Below are 16,832 nucleotides of genomic sequence, written 5' to 3'. Positions count from 1 at the left end.
GATGCGAGACGCATTTCTTCTCGTCACCACAGGTATCATTTCGTGTCTCGGCTTCGCGTTGCTTGCTTTCAGCCAGAAACAGAATTGGCCGCTTCTCCGGCTAAGCGAGCGACCAAGCCCACCCTTCGGGCTTAGACTGACAGGCTGGACCTTCCTCACTCTGGGAACGGTGCCCGCCGTGATGAGGGACGGGGTGGCCTTCGGCCTCCTGCTTTGGACGGTGATGCTGACAGTTGCATCGCTGATCGTCGTCTTACTATTGACGTGGCTAACTCGTCCCACGCGAGCGCAGGGTAAAGTTGTTTAGCTCAAATACTCTGCTGTTGAATAACCTGGCCGGGCCGAAGGTTGATCATCGGAACATTGTCGGACCGGCTGCTTTCGGGTTGGCCTTGCTCCGATCACTATGAATCCATGAGCCGCAGTCAAATTTGCTGGTAATAAGATGACGGGCGGCATGGCGCCAAAAGCTTGTTTTCCTTACAACTACCGAATAGCGGGCCATGGCCGTGAAGAGATTGGCAGGTTTGCGGTAGGCTGTACGAGATAGCTGACAATGGAAGAGATTACTGGGGAGCACCTCATTCCGGGAAACTTGCAATTTGTTCGCAATAGCAATATGTGCACCGCACAATCGAGATAACCCTCGGGGAGCACCACATAATGCACTTCATTGATACTCGTCCTAGGGCCGGGACGAGCGGGCTTGCGCTGGTTGCGGCCATTGCCGTTACCGCGCCCGCGTTCGCTGACGAATCAGCGGCCGATGCTGCACCGCAGGACGTCAGTTCGTCTGAAATTACAGTGCTCGGCGCGCGTAGCGAGGATTACAAGGTCGATCAGCTGACCACCGCCACGCGTACCGGCACCAGCATCATGGACGTGCCGCAGTCGATCCAGTTCGTGCCGCGCGACGTCATCGACGATCAGCAGATCCTCGATCTCACCAGCGCGCTGCGCAACGTCAGCGGCATCCAGGCAGGCACCGACGCGGGTAACCGGTCGGAGAGCTTCACCATCCGCGGCTTCCGCTCTTCGTACTACGCGATCGATTCGATCATGCTCAGCCCGGCGATCGAAACCAACGACAGCTACCGTGACCTCGCCAACGTCGAGCGCATCGAAGTGCTCAAGGGCCCGGCCTCGGTGCTCTACGGGCGCGGCGATCCGGGTGGTCTCATCAACATCGTGACCAAGCAGCCGCGCTTCGAGCGGGGGATGAACTTCTCCGTGCAGGGCGGCAGCAACGACTTCATTCGCGGACAGGTGGATGTGACCGGTCCGGTCGATGCCGCCAAGACGCTGGCGGTGCGCTTCATCGCCGCTGCGCAGACCGGCGACACCTTCCGCGACGTGTTCCAGCCCTACCGTCGGCAGTTCCTGTCCGGCTCGGTGCTGTGGGAGCCCAGCGACCGCACCCGGATCATCGCCAGCCTGACGTACGCGCATCAGAAGAACCAGACCGATCGTGGTATCGTGGCCACCACCGATGCGGACGGCGATCTCGTCGTCAACCTGCCCCGGGACCGGTTCCTGGGGGAAGCCTGGGCGACAACCGAATCCAGCCGTTACGAGTTCAACTACCGCATCGAGCATGAACTGACCGACTGGCTGACCGTCCGCCAGATCGGCCACTACGACGAGGGCAAGCTCGACCTGTTCGGCATCAACTACGGCAGCAGCGTCGCGGTCAACGCTACTACCGGCGCGCGCAGCGTCACCCGCACTGCCGTCGAGCAGCACGAGAACAACCACAATTACGACGCCCAGGCCGACATGGTCGCGCGTTTCTCCACCGGCGGCATCGGGCACACAGTGGTGTTCGGCGGCGAGTACGTGAAATCCTACCGCTTCCGCACGTTCGCGCGCGCCACGCTGGCGGCGATCAACATCGACGATCCGGTCTATGGCGCCATGCCGGGCACCTGGGTTCCCGCCGCCGACCGCAAGGTGCAGTCGAAGTCACTGTCCGGTTACCTGCAGGACCAGATCGACATCGGCGACAAGATCAAGCTACTTGCGGGCGTGCGCTACGACCACGCCCAGCAGTCGGATCACGGCACCACCCAGTACGCCTCTGACGACAAGGCATGGTCGCCGCGCGTGGGCGTGGTGTTCAAGCCGGTGCCGAACGTCTCACTGTTCGCCGACTTCACCCGCTCGTTCCAGTCCAAGCCCGAACCGACTATCGACGGCAAGCCGATCGATCCGGAAAAGGGCAAGCAGTACGAAGCGGGCATCAAGGCCGAACTGTTCGGCGGCCGCCTTGCCTCCACGCTGTCGGTCTATCAGCTGACGCGCGAGAACGTGACGCAGCAGGATCCCAATAACGTTGGCTACAACATCAATGCAGGCGTGCAGCGCTCGCAGGGTGTGGAGTTCGACATGTCCGGCGCCATCACGCCGAGCATCAAAGTCATCGCCAACGGCGCCTATACCGACGCCACCGTGCGCTCCTCCACCGACTATGCGAAGGGCAACAAGCTGATCGGCGTACCTAAGTGGAGCGGCAGCCTGTGGGTGACGCTGGAGCCGGTCGACGGTCCGCTGAGCCGCTTCGGCGTCGGCGGCGGCGTGGTTGCCGCAAGCAACCGCATGGGCAATCTGGAGAACAGCTTCTCGGTCGGCGGCTATACCCGGTTCGACAGCAGTCTGTGGTACAAGCTGGCCGACAAGGTGCGCCTGACGGTGAACGTCAAGAACATCACCAATGAATACTACATCTCCAGCACAGTCTCGCGCGCGCAGATCACGCCGGGCGAGGGACGTAGCTTCCTCGTCGGCTTGAGCGGAGGCTTCTGACGATGAAAAAGGCATTCGCCGCCGCGCTGCTGGCGCTGGCCATCGGTACGGCTCCCGCCCCTGCCTTGGAGGCGGATGCCGGCAAGGTGCTGTTCCTGATGCGCGCCGATCCCCCCGGCGGTTCGGCCGACCCGGCGGTCAAGGCGCGGCTGGAGACGATGGGCTATGCCGTCAGCACCAGCGAGGGGCTGGACGGCGCGACGGACCCTTGCGGGTTCGACCTTGTCGTCATGTCCTCGACGGTGCGCTCCAACCAGTTCACCGCCAACCGCACCATGATCGCGCGCTTGCGCGACATGGGCGTGCCGCTGGTGACCTGGGAGAACGACCTGCTCGATGACCTGTGGATGACCGGCCTGCGCCGCGACACCGACTTCGGCGAACTGGAGACCGGCCACTACTTCTGGCTGGTGCGCGCGCCGCATCCGATGGCCGCGGGCATTCCAGCGGGTCTGGGCACCTGGACCGAGGCGCGCACGCCCGCAGGCTGGGGCAAGCCGGGCCTCGGCGCCGACGTCATCATGACCTGGCCGGGCGAGCCGGACAAGGCGACCCTGTTCGGCTACGAGGCGGGCGCGACGATGGACCACGACCACCTTGCCCCGGCCCGCCGGGTGTTCATCGGCATGGAGAACAACAGCTTTACCCGGATGACCGATACCGGCCGCACCCTGTTCGACGCCGCGATCAAATGGGCGCGCGCGGGCGCGAAAATCTGCAAGGTGAAGAAGTGAGGCGCGCGCTTGGCTTCGCGCTGGCATGCGCCCTGATCGCGGGCTCCGCATCGGCGCAGGACAGCGGGCCGATCCCCGAGGCCCAGCCGCTGCTGGCGCGCTACGTGCTGGCGGACGGCGCCCTCGCTGTCGGCGGCGGACCGGAAGCCGGTGCCATCGCAGCGGCGGCCAGCGGCCTGTCCCCCCGCATCGTCGGCCCTGCCGGAGCGATGCCGCTGCTGACGCAAGGCACCATCGCGCTCGCCGTGATCCCGCGCGAGATGACCGTGATCGAGCGCGCCGCCGTGCGCCGCTTTTCCGGCGGCCTGCCGCTGGCGGTGCCGGTGATGCAGGGGCTCTACCTTTACGCACGCTGCGACAGGGACGGCGCCGTCGATGAACGGGTGAAGCCGGTGCTGCAGGCGCTGTTCTCGGACGCTGGGCAGGCACGGTTGAAGGCGGCGCTGTCGATCTACAAGCCGCTCGATGCCGCCGCCCTGAGTGATGCGCGGGAACGGATCGCAAGGCCGCACGGGATCACGATCCCGCAGCGCGAGGCGGGCTACGTCGCCCCGGACGGCAGCCTGTCGATCATCGGCAGCGACACGCTGACGACGATCATGCCCGACATGCTCGCCGCCTATGCGCGTCACGCGCGCAAGGTGCGCTTCATCGCCGACTTGCGCGGCTCCTCCACCGCGATGCCTGCGCTGACGGCCGGAACCACGATTTTCGCGCCGATGGGCCGCGAGCTGTGGGAGAACGATCTTGACGGCTTCCGGCAGGTAAAGGGCTACGATCCGGTGCGGATCCGCATCGCCTATGCCAGCCACGGTCCCCGCGCGAACGGCAAGACGCCGCCCGCGATCTACGTCAACGTGCGCAACCCGCTTGCCGGAATGTCGATGGCGCAAGTGAAGCGCGTCTTCGCGGCAGGCGCACCGGGCGGCGACATTGCCGACTGGTCGAAGCTGGGCGGCGCGGCAGGCGCGATCCACGTCTATGGCGCGCGCGACGATGGCGGGTTCGGCTCGGCCATGCGCGCCTCGAAACTGGACGGGCTTCCCTTCAGCGCCCGCTACCAGGCGATGCCGAGCGGCAAGGCGATCCTCGCCGCCGTCGCGGCGGACCCTCGCGGCATCGGCTATGCGACATGGATCGACGCGGGCGAGGCGCCCGAAGGCGTGCGTGTCCTGCCGCTGTCCGCACGCGACGGCGGCCCTTATGTCCTGCCTCAAGCGGGCAAGGACCGGGGGGCCTGGCCGATATCGTACTTCCTCAACATCTACGTCGACAAGGCGCCGGGCAGGCAGATCGACCCGGCGGCCAAGGGCCTGCTGCGCTTCCTGCTCTCGGACGAAGGACAGGCGATCATCGCGCGGCACACCGCAGAGGACGATGGCTACGTGCCGCTTGACGTACACGTCCTTGCGGCGGAACGAGCTAAAATCGCAGGTCTATAAATTCAATCAATCACCTCGAACTCAACTGACGCCCAACACCTGTTTGACGTTACCCTATCGCTTTCTGCGATCAACTCACACGCACTACGCCACTTTTGAGGAAGACGCTGAGATCAGCGACAGTCGCGAAAATCTCGTCAGGATTTGACGATTTCAGATCCTGGGTGTCACTACACCCCCAAGCGGAACCCAAAGCCATGACACCCGCGCCACGCGAGGCTTCCGTATCCTGCGGCTGATCGCCCACATGGTAGGTGTTCTCAGGGGTCGCGCCTGCCTTCGACATGGCCAGAAGCAAGCCTTCCGGGTCCGGCTTTTTGTTTTTTACCTGATGATAGCCCACTACGATATCGATGGGCCAATTATGCGCTTTTATGAACGCCTTCGGCACCATGTCGGGGCTTTTGGTGACTATGGCGAGAGTATGCCCCGCGGTATGTAGCTCGTGAAGCAACGCCGTCATGCCTTCATAAACGGGCAATTGAGACGCCTTCGCCATCACAGCCTTCCAGTTCCGTTCGGCCCTCAGTTGTTCGACCGAGGACGTGTCGACGAGCGTCTGATCAAAATCGAAGATAATCATGTCAAAAATCCATCGAGATTTGCGATTTGCCCGTCTTTACGGGGGAGTCCGTGGGCGTCGATTTCTCAACGGCTTTCACGCTGTTTAGAAAGGTAAGAAGGGCGTCGCCGTCCGCAATCGGCACCGCCCACCTATCGGCGATGAGCTTCTGGTTTCCCTGTGTCTTCGGCTCGTGACGCCACGACTCTGGGTGATCGATGCAGGCGAGCGCGCGTTTCTGCTCACGCGAGAAGCGGACAGTGTGCATCGTCCCCCCCTTCACGTCCGTTTCAATAACGAGGACCGCATCGGAAAGGCCGCTTTGGATGCGATCACGCTCAGCGAATGCGGTACGCATCGGTGTCATTCCAAGCGGATACTCGCTCACGAGGCAGCCGCCAGCTTCGAGCAGACGGCTCGCAAGGCCGCGGTTCGCGGCGGGGTACACCTTCTCCAATCCATGAGCCATCACGGCGATGCCAACGCCGTTTTGATCCAAGCAGCCCTCATGACCGAGTGTATCGCAGCCATGCGCAAGGCCGCTGACCACGACAAATTTTTGCTCGGTGGCAGTCGCGGCAGAGCGCCTTGCTACCTTTTCGCCGTAAGCCGTGGGTTCGCGAGTGCCGATCACGGCGATGCTATGTGCCGCGTGGAGGCCCGACGTGTCCCCCTTCACATAGAGGATTGCAGGAGGATCTGGCATATGGCGCAGGCGCTCTGGATAGCCTTCATCGTGGAAGGAAAACGCCTTGATGCCGCTATCGATGGACCGATCCAGGTTATCCTCCGCCTTACTCCATGCACCGGCGACTTCGTGATCGGAGACCTTGGCTGCGCGGGCCAGCTCGGCGAGATGCTCGCGCGCGCTCCCGACCTCTAGCGGACTGCTGATTATCCGCAAAGCGGCACGGCGCCCGATTCCCTTGAGGTTCAGCAGGGCCGCGAGGCCAATGGTGGACGGAGTGATTGCTTCCTCGTTCATGGGTCAGACCTTCGGATACTTTTTGGCATGTTCGTTCTCGCCTTGCTGCCACAAAGTGTCCCAGCGGGCGGGAACGTGGTCGTTATCGGGGTTCGGACAATAGGGCACGCTCTCGGATTTCGCGAGCGCAATTCCATAAACAGTGCTCCCAGGATTGGCGGCGTGGATAGCCAATGCAACGCGCGAAAGTGTGTCGCCTCGCGTCACAATATCATCGAAGATCACGAAGGTCTTGGTCTGCATTTTCACTGCTTGATAGTTTGCCTTGTCCAGCTCGGCAGATCGCCCGCCAGCGTCATAGATATTGTGAATCTTTTGATGGACGTTCTTGGTGAGTGACGTGTCGCTATAGTTCGCGCCGCAAACGCGGGCGCATTCCTTCGCGATCCAGCATATCGACCTGTCAGGGTCGGCTTGCTTTTCACCAGACGACAGGGCGGGCAAGAACATGGTTTGCTGCATGTTGAGGCCAAGATGCTTCATGAGATCGGGCACTGCATCGTACATCACATAAGCAGCCCCCCATTCCGCTTTATTCTCCTTGTTCTTGAATCGGCTGAAGCGCGAGGTCCAATGCTCGCCGGTCTTGTCCTTCAGCTTATAGGCGAGGGTGTAGGTTGCAGTCAGGCCGTTCGACACGCTCAGCCAAGGAAACTCCATCCACCCCGAAACGCTGTTGTAGTTGATCATCTGTCCCCCAGTTTCAGATGTTGTGACACGGTGCTTTATCTGTTGACTGCTACCCCTTGGGGCAAGAGCGTTTCGAAAGTGTAACTTGCTTTTAAATCCACAATGGTGATGTTCCAGCCAATGGCTTCGAGCCTAGGGCGACCTCCCACATGAAGCGATCCGCCGGGTCGCTCACGCCGCCAGGCTCAGTGTCGCGGCGAAAGTCCGCAAAGGTGGCCAGATCGTCTTGCGCGCCGATATAGCGCAGGAGAAGGCCGACCTGTGTGGTCTCTGTCGGCAAATTGATAGAAGATGGTGTCGGGCATATTTCGCTCCCAAGATGATGGAGGAGGCAAACCTCCACCTTTCGAAGGCCTGCACTCAGTCGAACAGCGGCAGGCTCGATTGGCGGTCACGGGCCGCAACGCCGCAGATGCTTAAGGGGCACGGGCCATATTTGCCCTCGCGGTCCGCGAGCAGGTCACGCGCGGCATGGAGTTCGACGAACGGACCGCTATGTCCGCTGGGGCGCCGGCAGCAGACGCCGACGGGCGCCTGACAATCTGGGCATGGGACGAGCAATACCGGATCGACACCCCAGCTTTTACCGCAACCCGGCTTGTTGCAGACAGCCGGCCCCTTGACGATGAAGGCCATGGCTCAGGCGGCCTTCTGAGGCATCCACTCATAGAGCAGATGCGAATCCGGGTCATATTCCGAGCCATTCGCAATCCGCACGAGCCGCCCGTCGCAGGCGAAGGCGGAGGCGCGCGGAAAGCTCAGATAGGAGCGGCCTTCGAGAATGAGATCCCCTGAGCGAACCTGGGTGATTGCCCTTGTCGTCCCGAGCGCGCGGTGTCCGGCTGGCGCATCGACCAGTTTCAGGCTGTCGCCAGCCCTGACCTGTTTCTTGAACGCCGCGAGCGAGACTTTGGCTTCGACAGGGTTCTTCGGACCCCGGCGGCCGGCGAGTGCTGCCCAGTAAGCCGGTCCGATCCGTGCCTCGCAATAGTAGGAGCAGTTGTGGAAATCCTGCAGCAGGTTGGATCGGGTGTAGCCGAAGCGCTCCATCTGGTCGCGCACCGCGACAAAGAAGTCGTTCTGCGCGTCACGCGCGGTCAGGTCCGCTGGCGTGTCGAGGATTTCGGCGGTGATCTTTTGACCGCCCGCGAACTTATCGGTCCTGATCGCGAAACGAGTGTCGGGGAACTTGGTCTTAAGGTGACCTTCGATGCGCGCGGCGAGCGTCGCGAGATTGTCGCCGGCTTGATAGAGATCGCCCTCATAATGGAAATTGCCCCGTTCGTCGAACGGGGTCTGGCTGTACAGGCGCGTGGACGCGCCCGGCGCCGAGACGTCGGTCATGGTCTTTCTCCGTGGTAAGGGTTTGACGGCCAGCGCGGTGGCCGACTGTTGTCAGGCCTCGCGGGATCCTGGGGGCAATTCCATCGCAATGAAGGCGCGGGCGCGCCTCACGACGTCCTCGTCGATCTAGCACACGACCTCCGGTACGATGGTCACCAGTCGGTCGATGGCCCCAAGGAGGGCGGTGAGCAGGCGAAGCGCCGGTGGAGCCGCTGGTGAGCTATCCCAGCCCGGCGGCGGGCCGGCGTGGCAATAGCCATAGTCGAGCGAGCCATAGCGCCGAACGATAGCAAGCGCCTGGTCAGCGGTTTCGCAATCGTCGAGCGCGAAGCGGGAGTTCATCTCATCGACTGTGATGCCGGCATAGAAGAGCGCCGCAGACACGCCATTCGCCAGAGTGCAGCGTATGGGGCGGTTCGCTTCACGATGGATATAAGCGATGTTGCCAAGGCGATCGGTGGCACGGATGCGAACTGCATCACGATGCGGTGAATCTTTGGCCGTGCCCGCGCTATCATCGGAGGCGAGCATCTCCGACCGGGCTTCAACCCAGTCGAGATAGCCAAGACGGGTATCGTCATTCGCGACTTCGGTTTTCCAGTCGTCGACCGGATAGTCGGGATTGTCATCCCAATGACTGCGGCGGGTCATAGGATGCCACCGTCCAGCGCTTTTGAGAGCACTTCCTTTGTGGTTTCGATTTCGATCCGGTCGGAAAAAACCGCGCACCATCCACCGCCGAAACTATCCAGACGGGGTTTGGTGCAGGAGTAGCTCCAGTCGAACCCGACCGGAGCGACAGCCAGTGATGATTGGCAGCAGCGTTGGATCATGCCAGCAATCGGCCAGGGCTGGAAGTCGATCGTGCTGTAGATAGTAACTGTACAACTCTTCGGATCTTCAATCGAATTCTCAACCCGAATGTCAGCGCCAAAGTCAGGAAAGTTGGCATCGTCAAAGATAGCGGTGAATCCGCTCAACGGCTTATCGGTAATGGTCGGCGGAAAGGCTGCCAGCAACTCGTCGCTGATAGGAGCGGGTTCGAAATCCCCCATGAGATCGGCGGCAAGTTGCCATGCCTCTTCGATCAGAGCGGCTTCGGTGATCGAGCAGGTGAAGGCGAACGCACCCTGGATGAAGTGGTCGGCCATGGGGTCTCCATGAAGATAGTGGGCAGCCCGATTGCCGCTCTACCCACAACCACCCTCCTCCCCTCCCTTTGACTTGGCCGCCAAATGAAGGCACGAGTTCGTTTACGCTTGCGCAAGTGAGCTTGGTTCAAGACCGCTAATTCCAACCAGAAAAAGGATGTTGCATGGCCGAGACCGAAGATTCGGGCGTCATGTCTTTGACCGTGACGTTGCTCAGCGCTTATTTTGCGAACAACACCGTGCCGAGCGCCGAGTTGCCGGCGCTGGTGGAGGGGACACGGCGCGCCCTGCTGGGCGATGCGTCTGCAGCGACACCAGTTGTCGCTTCAGTGACCGAAGAGGTCGCCCCGGATACGCCGATCGCCGTTCCAGCGCCCCAAGAGATTGCTCCAGATACGCTGGTCGTCGCGCCGGAACATAAGCCCAAGGTCGCCATTGAGGAAAGTCTGGCCTCGCCCGATCACATACTGAGCCTGATCGATGGCAAGCCCTACAAGGCGCTCAAGCGTCATCTGTCAGCGCATGGATTGACGCCTGCGGATTATCGTGGCCGCTATGGCCTTCCGGCGGACTATCCTATGGTCGCACAAGGATATTCGGCGGCCCGAAGGGAAGTCGCACTGAAGCTGGGCCTCGGCGGCAAGCGCAAGAACTCTCCTGCCCCTGTTGCCGAGGAGGCGCCTGCACCCCCGGTTGCTGGCGCACCCGAGCCTGTTGTTGCTGACACATCCCCGGCAAAGCCCACACCGGCACGTCGCCCGCGTGCCAAGGCTGTGAGCGCCAAATCGAAGCCTGCGGCCAAGATGCCTAAGCGTAAGGCATCTCCTGCGACTGTCGCTGCGGACGTGCCTGCACCGCCGGTTGCCGAGGCGCCCGAACTTGCCGTTGCTGAAACGCCCCCAGCAGAGACCGCACCGGAAGGTTCCCCGCCCAAGGCTGTCGAGGCCAAACCGAAGCCCGTAGCGGCAAAGCCCAAGCGTAAGGTCACCAAGGACGCTGCCGGAAAGGCTCCTGCGGCGAGCGTCGATGCGGCATCGAAGCCGAAGCGCAGTCGGGGGAAAAGGACAGACACCGAGGCGGTTCCACCAGCTGAACCGGCGCCGGAGACCACGCTTGCGACTGGCTGATCGATGTGGTCCGGGCGCGTAGAGTGTCCGGACCGTTATTCACGGGTCGATCCAACTTTCAGAGGGATCAGATCCGCGTCATAGCCAGGATTGCCTCGATGATCTCGTTCGACCGGTCGAGCGGAATGAATAGCCGCGTCTTGTACTGAATGACCTCACTGAACACGCCGTGTGCCTTCAGCCGCTCGCGGTCTTCCGGCCGGTAATTGCGGATTTCGAGCCGGCGCGAGCCGTTGACGAGCGCGGTTGCCAATGTCGCGCCGCCCAGGCCCGGGATCGCGACGCCCGTCCCCTTCTGTGCCGCGGCGCCAAGTTCGGCGGCTGTCAGTTCGACCGTGCCGTCGAGACCGAAGGCTGATTGCAGTTCCGCCATGGCCGCCGGTGGAATCAACCTGCCGAGGATCGAAGTTCCTTCGCCATCATCGATACGCCAGACGCGGACGTCATCCTGTGGAAGTCGGTGCCAAACCGGCAGGAGAAGCCCGGTCGCGATGTTCACGGTTTCGATATCAACCTCGGCCTCCGCCTCGGTTGCTTCGGCCTCCCAAAGCTGCTGAAATTCGTCACGTTCGATCTCCTTCCAGAGGCTGGCCCACATCGCTATTTCCTGCATTCGGGTTCCGCCGGTCGGACGAACAAGCTGGCACATGGGCACGATGCGACCTTCCTCGTCGGTGATCGACCAGGACGGCACCTTGAGAGCGACGCGCTTCGACCGGCTGTTCCAAAGATAGGCGATCTCGCGTGTGCCGTCCCAGATCTGCATCAAGCGCTTCCAGTGCATGACGCGCGGACGCAGATGGAGTTCGAGCCGCAGCAATCTGGTCTCGGCGCCGGTCACCGGATCGGTGCGCAAGGTCTGCTCGGACCTTGTGATGATCTGTTCGGCGCGGATGGTCTCGACCCCGACGTCAAGCGTGCCGGCCTCGCGCGCTGCGTCGATACGCGCCTGGATCAGCCCCGTGTATTCATCGAAGATGGCGTTCTGGGTCGCGATCCTGAGCGCGAGGATCCGGTTGAGCCAGCGCTGGATCGGCGGCAGCTTTTCGAGGAGCGTGCCGTCCTCGTCCGTGAGCTTGAGCCCGGTCATGGCCTGGAAGCTCTCCATGGTCACGCTTGCGAGCTTGTTGCCATGGAGAAGATGATACCATTGGGTGAGGGCTTCCCGGGCGTAGTCGCTTTCCAGATTATCGGCCGGATCGAAGAGATTCTGGCCGCCTGTCTGGCGCTGACCGCGTGTCAGTGCGCCCAGGCTGTCGAGGCGGCGCGCGATTGTGGAGATGAAGCGTCGCTCGCCCTTACAGTCGGTCGTCACCGGCCTGAACACCGGAGGCACGCTCTGATTGGTGCGATGGGTGCGCCCAAGGCCCTGGATCGCGACATCCGCACGCCAGCCCGGCTCGAGCAGGAAATGGACGCGGCGCTTGTCGGCGGTCCTGCAGGCAAGATCGGCATGATAGGAACGGCCCGTGCCGCCAGCGTCGGAGAAGACCAGGATCGGTTTTTGACCATCCATGAACGCCTGGGTCTCGGAGAGATTGGCGCGTGCGCCGCGCCGCTCGAGCTTCTGGGAACCGTCGCTGCCGATGACGATGCGGCGCGATCGGCCGGTCACCTCGGCGACTTTTCCCGTACCAAAATGCGCGAGCAGTGCATCGAGGGCAGCCGGGACCGGGGGCATGGCGCAGAGTTCCTCGATCAAGGCATCGCGCGCTGCAATGGCTTCGGCGCATTCGACCATATTGCCCGCCTCGTCGCGCATCGGTTCTGACCGGAGTGAACCATCGCTGGCGGCGAAAACACGCATCTGCTGAGTCGGGAAGGCGTTTTTGAGGTAGTCGATCATGGTCGCTCGCGGCGAGAGCTCCAGATCGAGATGGGCACGTTCTTCAGGCGAGAGTTCGGCAAGCCGCCTGTCGAGGATGGCCTCGGCAGTGCTGACGAGTTGGACGACAGCGACATTGCCGGCCGAGATTTCGGTTTCGATCGCCTCGAAGACGGTCGGCATCTTCATCGAGATGAGCAATGCCGACCAGAAGCGCTGCTTGGAGCTTTCGAACCGGCTGAGCGCCGATCCCTTGGCCATCGCGTTCAGGGTCCGACCCGAAGCGCGATCGACGATGTTGGCGGCTTTCAGTGCGGCATCGACGTTGCGATGAATCACGGCCCAGGCGTCCGCATAAGCGTCGTAAATCTCGATCTGGGCGGGCGTGAGCTTATGCTCGAGCGGGTCATATTCGACGCCAGCGAAGCTGAGCGCGCGCGCCGTATAGAGCCCCATGGCCTTGGTATCGCGCGCCACGATCTCCATCGCCGCGATGCCGCCCTCCTCCATCGCGGCGAGGAAAGCGTCTCGGTCGCGAAAGGCTGTGCCTGGTCCCCACAGGCCTAGCCGTGCGGTGTAGCTCAGATTTTCCGGCTTGGTCGCACCGGTCGCGGAGACGTAGATGACCCGGGCACGCGGTAGCGCAATTTGAAGCCGGACCCCGGCAAGGCCCTGTTCGGACCCCTTGGCCGCGCCAAACTCCGTTTCGGTGCCGGCGGCGTTGCCGAGCGCATGCGATTCGTCGAGCAGAATGACGCCGTCGAAATCGGCACCCGCCCAGTCGAGCAATTGCTGCAGGCGCGTTGCGCGGTCATGGCGCTGCGACCGGAGGGTTGCGTAGGTGAGAAACACGATCCCGCTGGCCATGCCGACCGGGTCGCCGAGGGGGAAGGCATCGAGCGGCTGAATATCGATCGGCACGCCGCCCAGCGCGCTCCAGTCCCGCCTTGCGTCCTCGATCAAGGCCGAGCTACGCGAAATCCAGATCGCCCGGCGGCGGCCGCGGTTCCATTGGTCGAGGATGATGCCGGCGCCCTCACGGCCTTTACCGACACCGGTGCCGTCGGCGATGAAGAAGCCCGTCCGATAGACGGCGCCTTCCGGGTCCTCATGCAGTTGGTCGCCCGCTTTGTTGGACGAGAAGGTGCCCTTGAGATCACGCTCACAGGCCTCGCCGGCGTGAATGATGGTTTCGAGCTGGGCGTCGGACAGGGCGGCGAAGGCCTGCGGCTGGAACATCGGGCGATAGCTGGGTGCGGGCGGCAGCACGGATGCCATAGCAACCGACTCCACCAGCTGGTCGGGATGGGGCCGGGCGTCAGCGATCTCGATGCGTGCGGGCCGCCAAGGCGCGTAATGCCCAACGGGATCGCCCGCTGGCAGCGGCGTGGCGCGGATTGCGTAGTCGACCGCCCTGACACTTCCATCCGCCGCAATGCGGTCTGGGACAACCAGCGCGCGCTTCTGGATATCACCGAAGATCGCGGACGGCGATGGCATCATGGCACGGCGCGGCCGCAAGGGAATGACGGCCGGCGCGGGTGGCTCGGGTTCGGGAACGACAAGGCGCGGCGGAACGGCAGCGACCAGGGCCGCGGCGTCCTCGATGGATTGGGCGGTCAATCGTTCCGTCGGTCCTGCCCAGCCTTTGTCGAAGATGATCAGCCGGACCGCTATGCTGGTGCCATGCTTGGCGTAGGGGTTACCCAGGATAGTGATCTCGACGCGCGGGTTCACGGTCTCGCAGACCATCGCATAGCCGGTAGCGGCGGTGCCGTCCGCTGCGAAGCTCGGCGGCATGATCGCAACGCAGCGCCCGCCCGCTGCCAGGCACAACAGCGCGGAACGCAAATGACGGGCGCCCGCGAAACGGTCCTTGCCCCTACCCTCGCTCCGGCTGAAGGGCGGGTTCATCAGTATGATGCTTGGCGATTGGGCGGCGGGAAGCAGGTCGTTGATGAATTCGGCGTCGTGGGTCGTGACAGGCAGGCCGAGCAGTTTGCCGAGCAATGCGGCGCGACCGGGATCGCGTTCGTTCACGGTCAGCGCGGCGCCCATACGAACGGCGTGCGCGGCCAGCATGCCCGTGCCGGCGGAGGGTTCGAGCACCCGATCGTCCGGGCGCATACGCACGGCCTGCGCGGCGAGCCAGGCGAGCGCGATCGGTGTACTGAACTGCTGCATCTCCACCTGATGTTCGCTGCGATAGCTATGGGTGGGCAGTGCCCGTTCGAAGCGGCGAAGCGAGGCGAACGGATCAGCGCCGGCTAGATCGACACCGGTCCAGTCGTTCGGCGATTTGATGAGGACGACCTGTGCGGTCTCGAGCGCGTCATAGGCGTCGCGCATGGACCAGCTGCCGGTCGCGTCTGAGGTCGAGAAAGCTTCCTCCATCAGGCGCCTGAGGTCCTGGCGGCGGATAGACTGGCCGCGTCGGAGCAGGTCTGCCAACCGGGTCGCGACGCCGAACAGGCGTGTCGTCTTGGAATTTTCGGGCTCGTCGGGATGCGCGAGTGCAAGCAGGGGAAATGACATGGCAGAACTCCGGATTGGATCAGGACCATCGCGGCCCACTATTCCTCCTCCCCCTTCCCTCCGGGTCTGCGGACAGCATGAAAAAAGGGCCGCGGCGCGAGGCCAGGCCCTGGATTGGATGCAGAAGGCGAGAGGGAGACTTTGGCGGAGGCCAATGACGATCCGAGGAGGATCACGGCAATCGACGGCCTCTCATCCGACGGATGGCGCCGGCTGTCGCAAGCATTGCGGCCACCGCGCCCGATGGTGAGCAGGTCGAAGGTGGAAAGCGATCGAGGGGGCCAGCACTGCTCAAACCCTTCACTCTCTCTGCCCTCCGAAGTCTAAGGCGCGGGAGGATCGATCCCGGCAAGCGAACGCCTTCGACTCCTCGACGCAGCCGACGGTATAGGCATGATGAATGTCTTGCCTAGAATATACGGATTTTACGGAGCACGTGTTAGGTTGGCCGCACGGATACTCGGTTCGCAGTGGATGGCTTTGGCGGCGGTGCGCAGCCAGCTGTCGGGCAAGATGCCGCCGAAGTCGCGGGTAACGGCAGCATGGAGTTCGGGATCCGCGTGAGCGCGTTCGATGAGGTAGGTGACGATCTCGTCACCGTCACCCATCTCGAAGCAATTGTCGAAGGCGCGTGACCCGCGCAGGTGGGCGTTGCCATAGAGGTAAATGGCTTCGGCGAGCGCCTTGCGGAAGGGGGCGTTTTCGGCGACGGCTTCGCTGTGGAGACGATTGTAGGTAGCGTGATTGGTGCCCTCGTCGAATTCGTGGGTGTCGAGTTCGCATGCCGCGAATTCGACGCGACAACGCAGAGCGGGAGTGATGAGGGTGTCGGTCATGCGGCTTACTCCTGATTCGGTGCCGACAATGTTGATTTGATGGTCGCGCGGACGATCATTTCATCCAGGTGGCGCGCGGCCGCGCCCCTTCCGAGGCGCGGTCGGCGGCCAGGCGGTCGGCGAGATCATTGGGAAGGATGGCGAAGCGCGCGACAGCGGCGATGATGGACGCCGGGTCGAGGATCTCGCCATAGGTCGTGCCCAGCCAGAGCAGGACCGGATCGCCATCATTTTCGGCGTCCTCGTCGACCGGTTCATCCTCGCGGCTCACTATTGCGAAATAGGTCGCAAGCGGCCGGTCCCAACCGACTGCCACCTCGAGCCCGGGAATTTCACGGGCGGCACTTTCGAGCGGGGTTAATTTGATGCGGCTCATGGCATGGGTCTCCCGATTGGCGGAACGACGTCGCTCAGGCGGCGAGCATGTCGGCGGTCTCCTTATCCTGCTGGTGATCGAGCAGGACGACGGCGATCGCGGGCTTGTCGTCAAGTTTGGCCTTGCGACTATCGTATGGCTGACGTCCGCCGCGCGCGATGGCGAGCATGTCGAATACCGGCATAGGCGAACCGTTTGCGGCCGGCACCGTCATGCCTGAGTCGTGATACTGGATGTCGACGAAGCTCGGCGGCGCGCCGCGCTCATATTCGCCGAAGAAGAAGGTGACGCGACGCCCATCGCTGGTGCGTGCGCTGATCGTGAAGTTCCCGTCAGGAATATCGATCGGCAAGGTCGGCACATCGTTGAAACGGGCGAAACCGATAGATTCGGCATCGCGCGCGGTCATGACGGGAAGTTGGG

16 protein-coding genes are annotated in these 16,832 nt (G+C 62.9%); 5 read left to right on the top strand and 11 right to left on the bottom strand.

Going from position 1 to position 16,832, the window contains the following annotated elements; genetic code table 11:
* Position 1 precedes the first annotated feature (1 nt).
* The 4 genes from ACXJ16_RS17660 to ACXJ16_RS17645 all read left to right on the top strand — a co-directional run bounded on the left by ACXJ16_RS17660 (position 2) and on the right by ACXJ16_RS17645 (position 4,978).
* Positions 2-307, top strand: coding sequence for a DUF3325 domain-containing protein (locus ACXJ16_RS17660; protein WP_463922864.1), 306 nt, complete (start codon positions 2-4; stop codon positions 305-307).
* 356 nt (positions 308-663) lie between these two features.
* Positions 664-2,802 (top strand): TonB-dependent siderophore receptor, encoded by a 2,139-nt coding sequence (locus ACXJ16_RS17655; protein WP_463922863.1) that lies wholly within the window; start codon positions 664-666, stop codon positions 2,800-2,802.
* 2 nt (positions 2,803-2,804) lie between these two features.
* The gene (locus ACXJ16_RS17650) at positions 2,805-3,536 is read left to right on the top strand and encodes a hypothetical protein (protein WP_463922862.1); all 732 of its coding nucleotides are present in this window, start codon (positions 2,805-2,807) and stop codon (positions 3,534-3,536) included.
* Entirely contained in the window at positions 3,533-4,978 is a 1,446-nt protein-coding gene (locus ACXJ16_RS17645) for a PstS family phosphate ABC transporter substrate-binding protein (protein ID WP_463922860.1), read from the top strand. Before ACXJ16_RS17650 ends, ACXJ16_RS17645 begins: the two co-directional genes overlap by 4 nt.
* A 70-nt stretch (positions 4,979-5,048) precedes the next feature.
* Here ACXJ16_RS17645 and ACXJ16_RS17640 read toward each other — a convergent pair whose 3' ends face one another.
* From ACXJ16_RS17640 to ACXJ16_RS17610, 7 genes are all read right to left on the bottom strand, one after another.
* Positions 5,049-5,561, bottom strand: a complete 513-nt coding sequence (locus tag ACXJ16_RS17640) for an HAD family hydrolase (protein WP_463922859.1) — start codon at positions 5,559-5,561, stop codon at positions 5,049-5,051.
* A gap of 1 nt (position 5,562) precedes the next feature.
* On the bottom strand, positions 5,563-6,525 hold the full coding sequence (locus ACXJ16_RS17635; RefSeq protein WP_463922858.1) for a DNA-processing protein DprA: 963 nt from the start codon (positions 6,523-6,525) through the stop codon (positions 5,563-5,565).
* A 3-nt stretch (positions 6,526-6,528) separates the two neighbouring features.
* Positions 6,529-7,215 carry a hypothetical protein gene (locus ACXJ16_RS17630; protein WP_463922857.1) on the bottom strand — a complete coding sequence of 229 codons (687 nt, stop codon included), beginning with the start codon at positions 7,213-7,215 and terminating at the stop codon, positions 6,529-6,531.
* Positions 7,216-7,575: 360 nt separating this feature from the next.
* Entirely contained in the window at positions 7,576-7,851 is a 276-nt protein-coding gene (locus ACXJ16_RS17625; RefSeq protein WP_463922856.1) for a hypothetical protein, read from the bottom strand.
* Positions 7,852-7,854: 3 nt separating this feature from the next.
* Complete coding sequence (locus ACXJ16_RS17620) at positions 7,855-8,559, bottom strand: LPD29 domain-containing protein (RefSeq protein ID WP_463922855.1); 705 nt, start codon at positions 8,557-8,559, stop codon at positions 7,855-7,857.
* A gap of 126 nt (positions 8,560-8,685) precedes the next feature.
* Positions 8,686-9,210: a hypothetical protein gene (locus ACXJ16_RS17615; RefSeq protein ID WP_463922853.1), complete on the bottom strand. Its 525-nt coding sequence runs from the start codon at positions 9,208-9,210 to the stop codon at positions 8,686-8,688.
* Positions 9,207-9,710 (bottom strand): hypothetical protein, encoded by a 504-nt coding sequence (locus tag ACXJ16_RS17610; RefSeq protein WP_463922852.1) that lies wholly within the window; start codon positions 9,708-9,710, stop codon positions 9,207-9,209. The genes ACXJ16_RS17615 and ACXJ16_RS17610 overlap by 4 nt, the downstream gene beginning before the upstream one ends.
* Before the next feature lie 164 nt (positions 9,711-9,874).
* Between ACXJ16_RS17610 and ACXJ16_RS17605 the strand changes: the two genes are divergently transcribed.
* Positions 9,875-10,837, top strand: coding sequence for a Ros/MucR family transcriptional regulator (locus tag ACXJ16_RS17605; protein ID WP_463922851.1), 963 nt, complete (start codon positions 9,875-9,877; stop codon positions 10,835-10,837).
* 67 nt (positions 10,838-10,904) lie between these two features.
* Here the strand turns inward: ACXJ16_RS17605 and ACXJ16_RS17600 are convergent, their stop codons facing one another.
* The 4 genes from ACXJ16_RS17600 to ACXJ16_RS17585 form a co-directional block, all read right to left on the bottom strand.
* On the bottom strand, positions 10,905-15,197 hold the full coding sequence (locus ACXJ16_RS17600; RefSeq protein ID WP_463922850.1) for a strawberry notch-like NTP hydrolase domain-containing protein: 4,293 nt from the start codon (positions 15,195-15,197) through the stop codon (positions 10,905-10,907).
* 425 nt (positions 15,198-15,622) lie between these two features.
* Positions 15,623-16,033 carry a hypothetical protein gene (locus tag ACXJ16_RS17595; protein WP_463922849.1) on the bottom strand — a complete coding sequence of 137 codons (411 nt, stop codon included), beginning with the start codon at positions 16,031-16,033 and terminating at the stop codon, positions 15,623-15,625.
* Positions 16,034-16,088: 55 nt separating this feature from the next.
* Complete coding sequence (locus ACXJ16_RS17590; RefSeq protein ID WP_463922848.1) at positions 16,089-16,409, bottom strand: hypothetical protein; 321 nt, start codon at positions 16,407-16,409, stop codon at positions 16,089-16,091.
* Between the two features lie 34 nt (positions 16,410-16,443).
* Positions 16,444-16,818 carry a hypothetical protein gene (locus tag ACXJ16_RS17585; RefSeq protein ID WP_463922847.1) on the bottom strand — a complete coding sequence of 125 codons (375 nt, stop codon included), beginning with the start codon at positions 16,816-16,818 and terminating at the stop codon, positions 16,444-16,446.
* Positions 16,819-16,832 lie beyond the last annotated feature (14 nt).

This window comes from Novosphingobium sp. TK71 (genome assembly GCF_055361505.1).
The sequence above is the reverse complement of the archived record's forward strand: the minus strand, read 5'-3'. Positions and strand labels throughout refer to the sequence as shown.

What these genes read in the sequence shown, in the direction of transcription:
- ACXJ16_RS17610 (WP_463922852.1), bottom strand. Translation starts at nt 9,710, where the DNA reads ATGGCCGACCACTTCATCCAGGGTGCGTTCGCCTTCACCTGCTCGATC.
- ACXJ16_RS17650 (WP_463922862.1), top strand. Translation starts at nt 2,805, where the DNA reads ATGAAAAAGGCATTCGCCGCCGCGCTGCTGGCGCTGGCCATCGGTACG.
- ACXJ16_RS17640 (WP_463922859.1), bottom strand. Translation starts at nt 5,561, where the DNA reads ATGATTATCTTCGATTTTGATCAGACGCTCGTCGACACGTCCTCGGTC.
- ACXJ16_RS17590 (WP_463922848.1), bottom strand. Translation starts at nt 16,409, where the DNA reads ATGAGCCGCATCAAATTAACCCCGCTCGAAAGTGCCGCCCGTGAAATT.
- ACXJ16_RS17585 (WP_463922847.1), bottom strand. Translation starts at nt 16,818, where the DNA reads ATGACCGCGCGCGATGCCGAATCTATCGGTTTCGCCCGTTTCAACGAT.
- ACXJ16_RS17655 (WP_463922863.1), top strand. Translation starts at nt 664, where the DNA reads ATGCACTTCATTGATACTCGTCCTAGGGCCGGGACGAGCGGGCTTGCG.
- ACXJ16_RS17630 (WP_463922857.1), bottom strand. Translation starts at nt 7,215, where the DNA reads ATGATCAACTACAACAGCGTTTCGGGGTGGATGGAGTTTCCTTGGCTG.
- ACXJ16_RS17615 (WP_463922853.1), bottom strand. Translation starts at nt 9,210, where the DNA reads ATGACCCGCCGCAGTCATTGGGATGACAATCCCGACTATCCGGTCGAC.
- ACXJ16_RS17635 (WP_463922858.1), bottom strand. Translation starts at nt 6,525, where the DNA reads ATGAACGAGGAAGCAATCACTCCGTCCACCATTGGCCTCGCGGCCCTG.
- ACXJ16_RS17600 (WP_463922850.1), bottom strand. Translation starts at nt 15,197, where the DNA reads ATGTCATTTCCCCTGCTTGCACTCGCGCATCCCGACGAGCCCGAAAAT.
- ACXJ16_RS17660 (WP_463922864.1), top strand. Translation starts at nt 2, where the DNA reads ATGCGAGACGCATTTCTTCTCGTCACCACAGGTATCATTTCGTGTCTC.
- ACXJ16_RS17625 (WP_463922856.1), bottom strand. Translation starts at nt 7,851, where the DNA reads ATGGCCTTCATCGTCAAGGGGCCGGCTGTCTGCAACAAGCCGGGTTGC.
- ACXJ16_RS17605 (WP_463922851.1), top strand. Translation starts at nt 9,875, where the DNA reads ATGGCCGAGACCGAAGATTCGGGCGTCATGTCTTTGACCGTGACGTTG.
- ACXJ16_RS17620 (WP_463922855.1), bottom strand. Translation starts at nt 8,559, where the DNA reads ATGACCGACGTCTCGGCGCCGGGCGCGTCCACGCGCCTGTACAGCCAG.
- ACXJ16_RS17595 (WP_463922849.1), bottom strand. Translation starts at nt 16,033, where the DNA reads ATGACCGACACCCTCATCACTCCCGCTCTGCGTTGTCGCGTCGAATTC.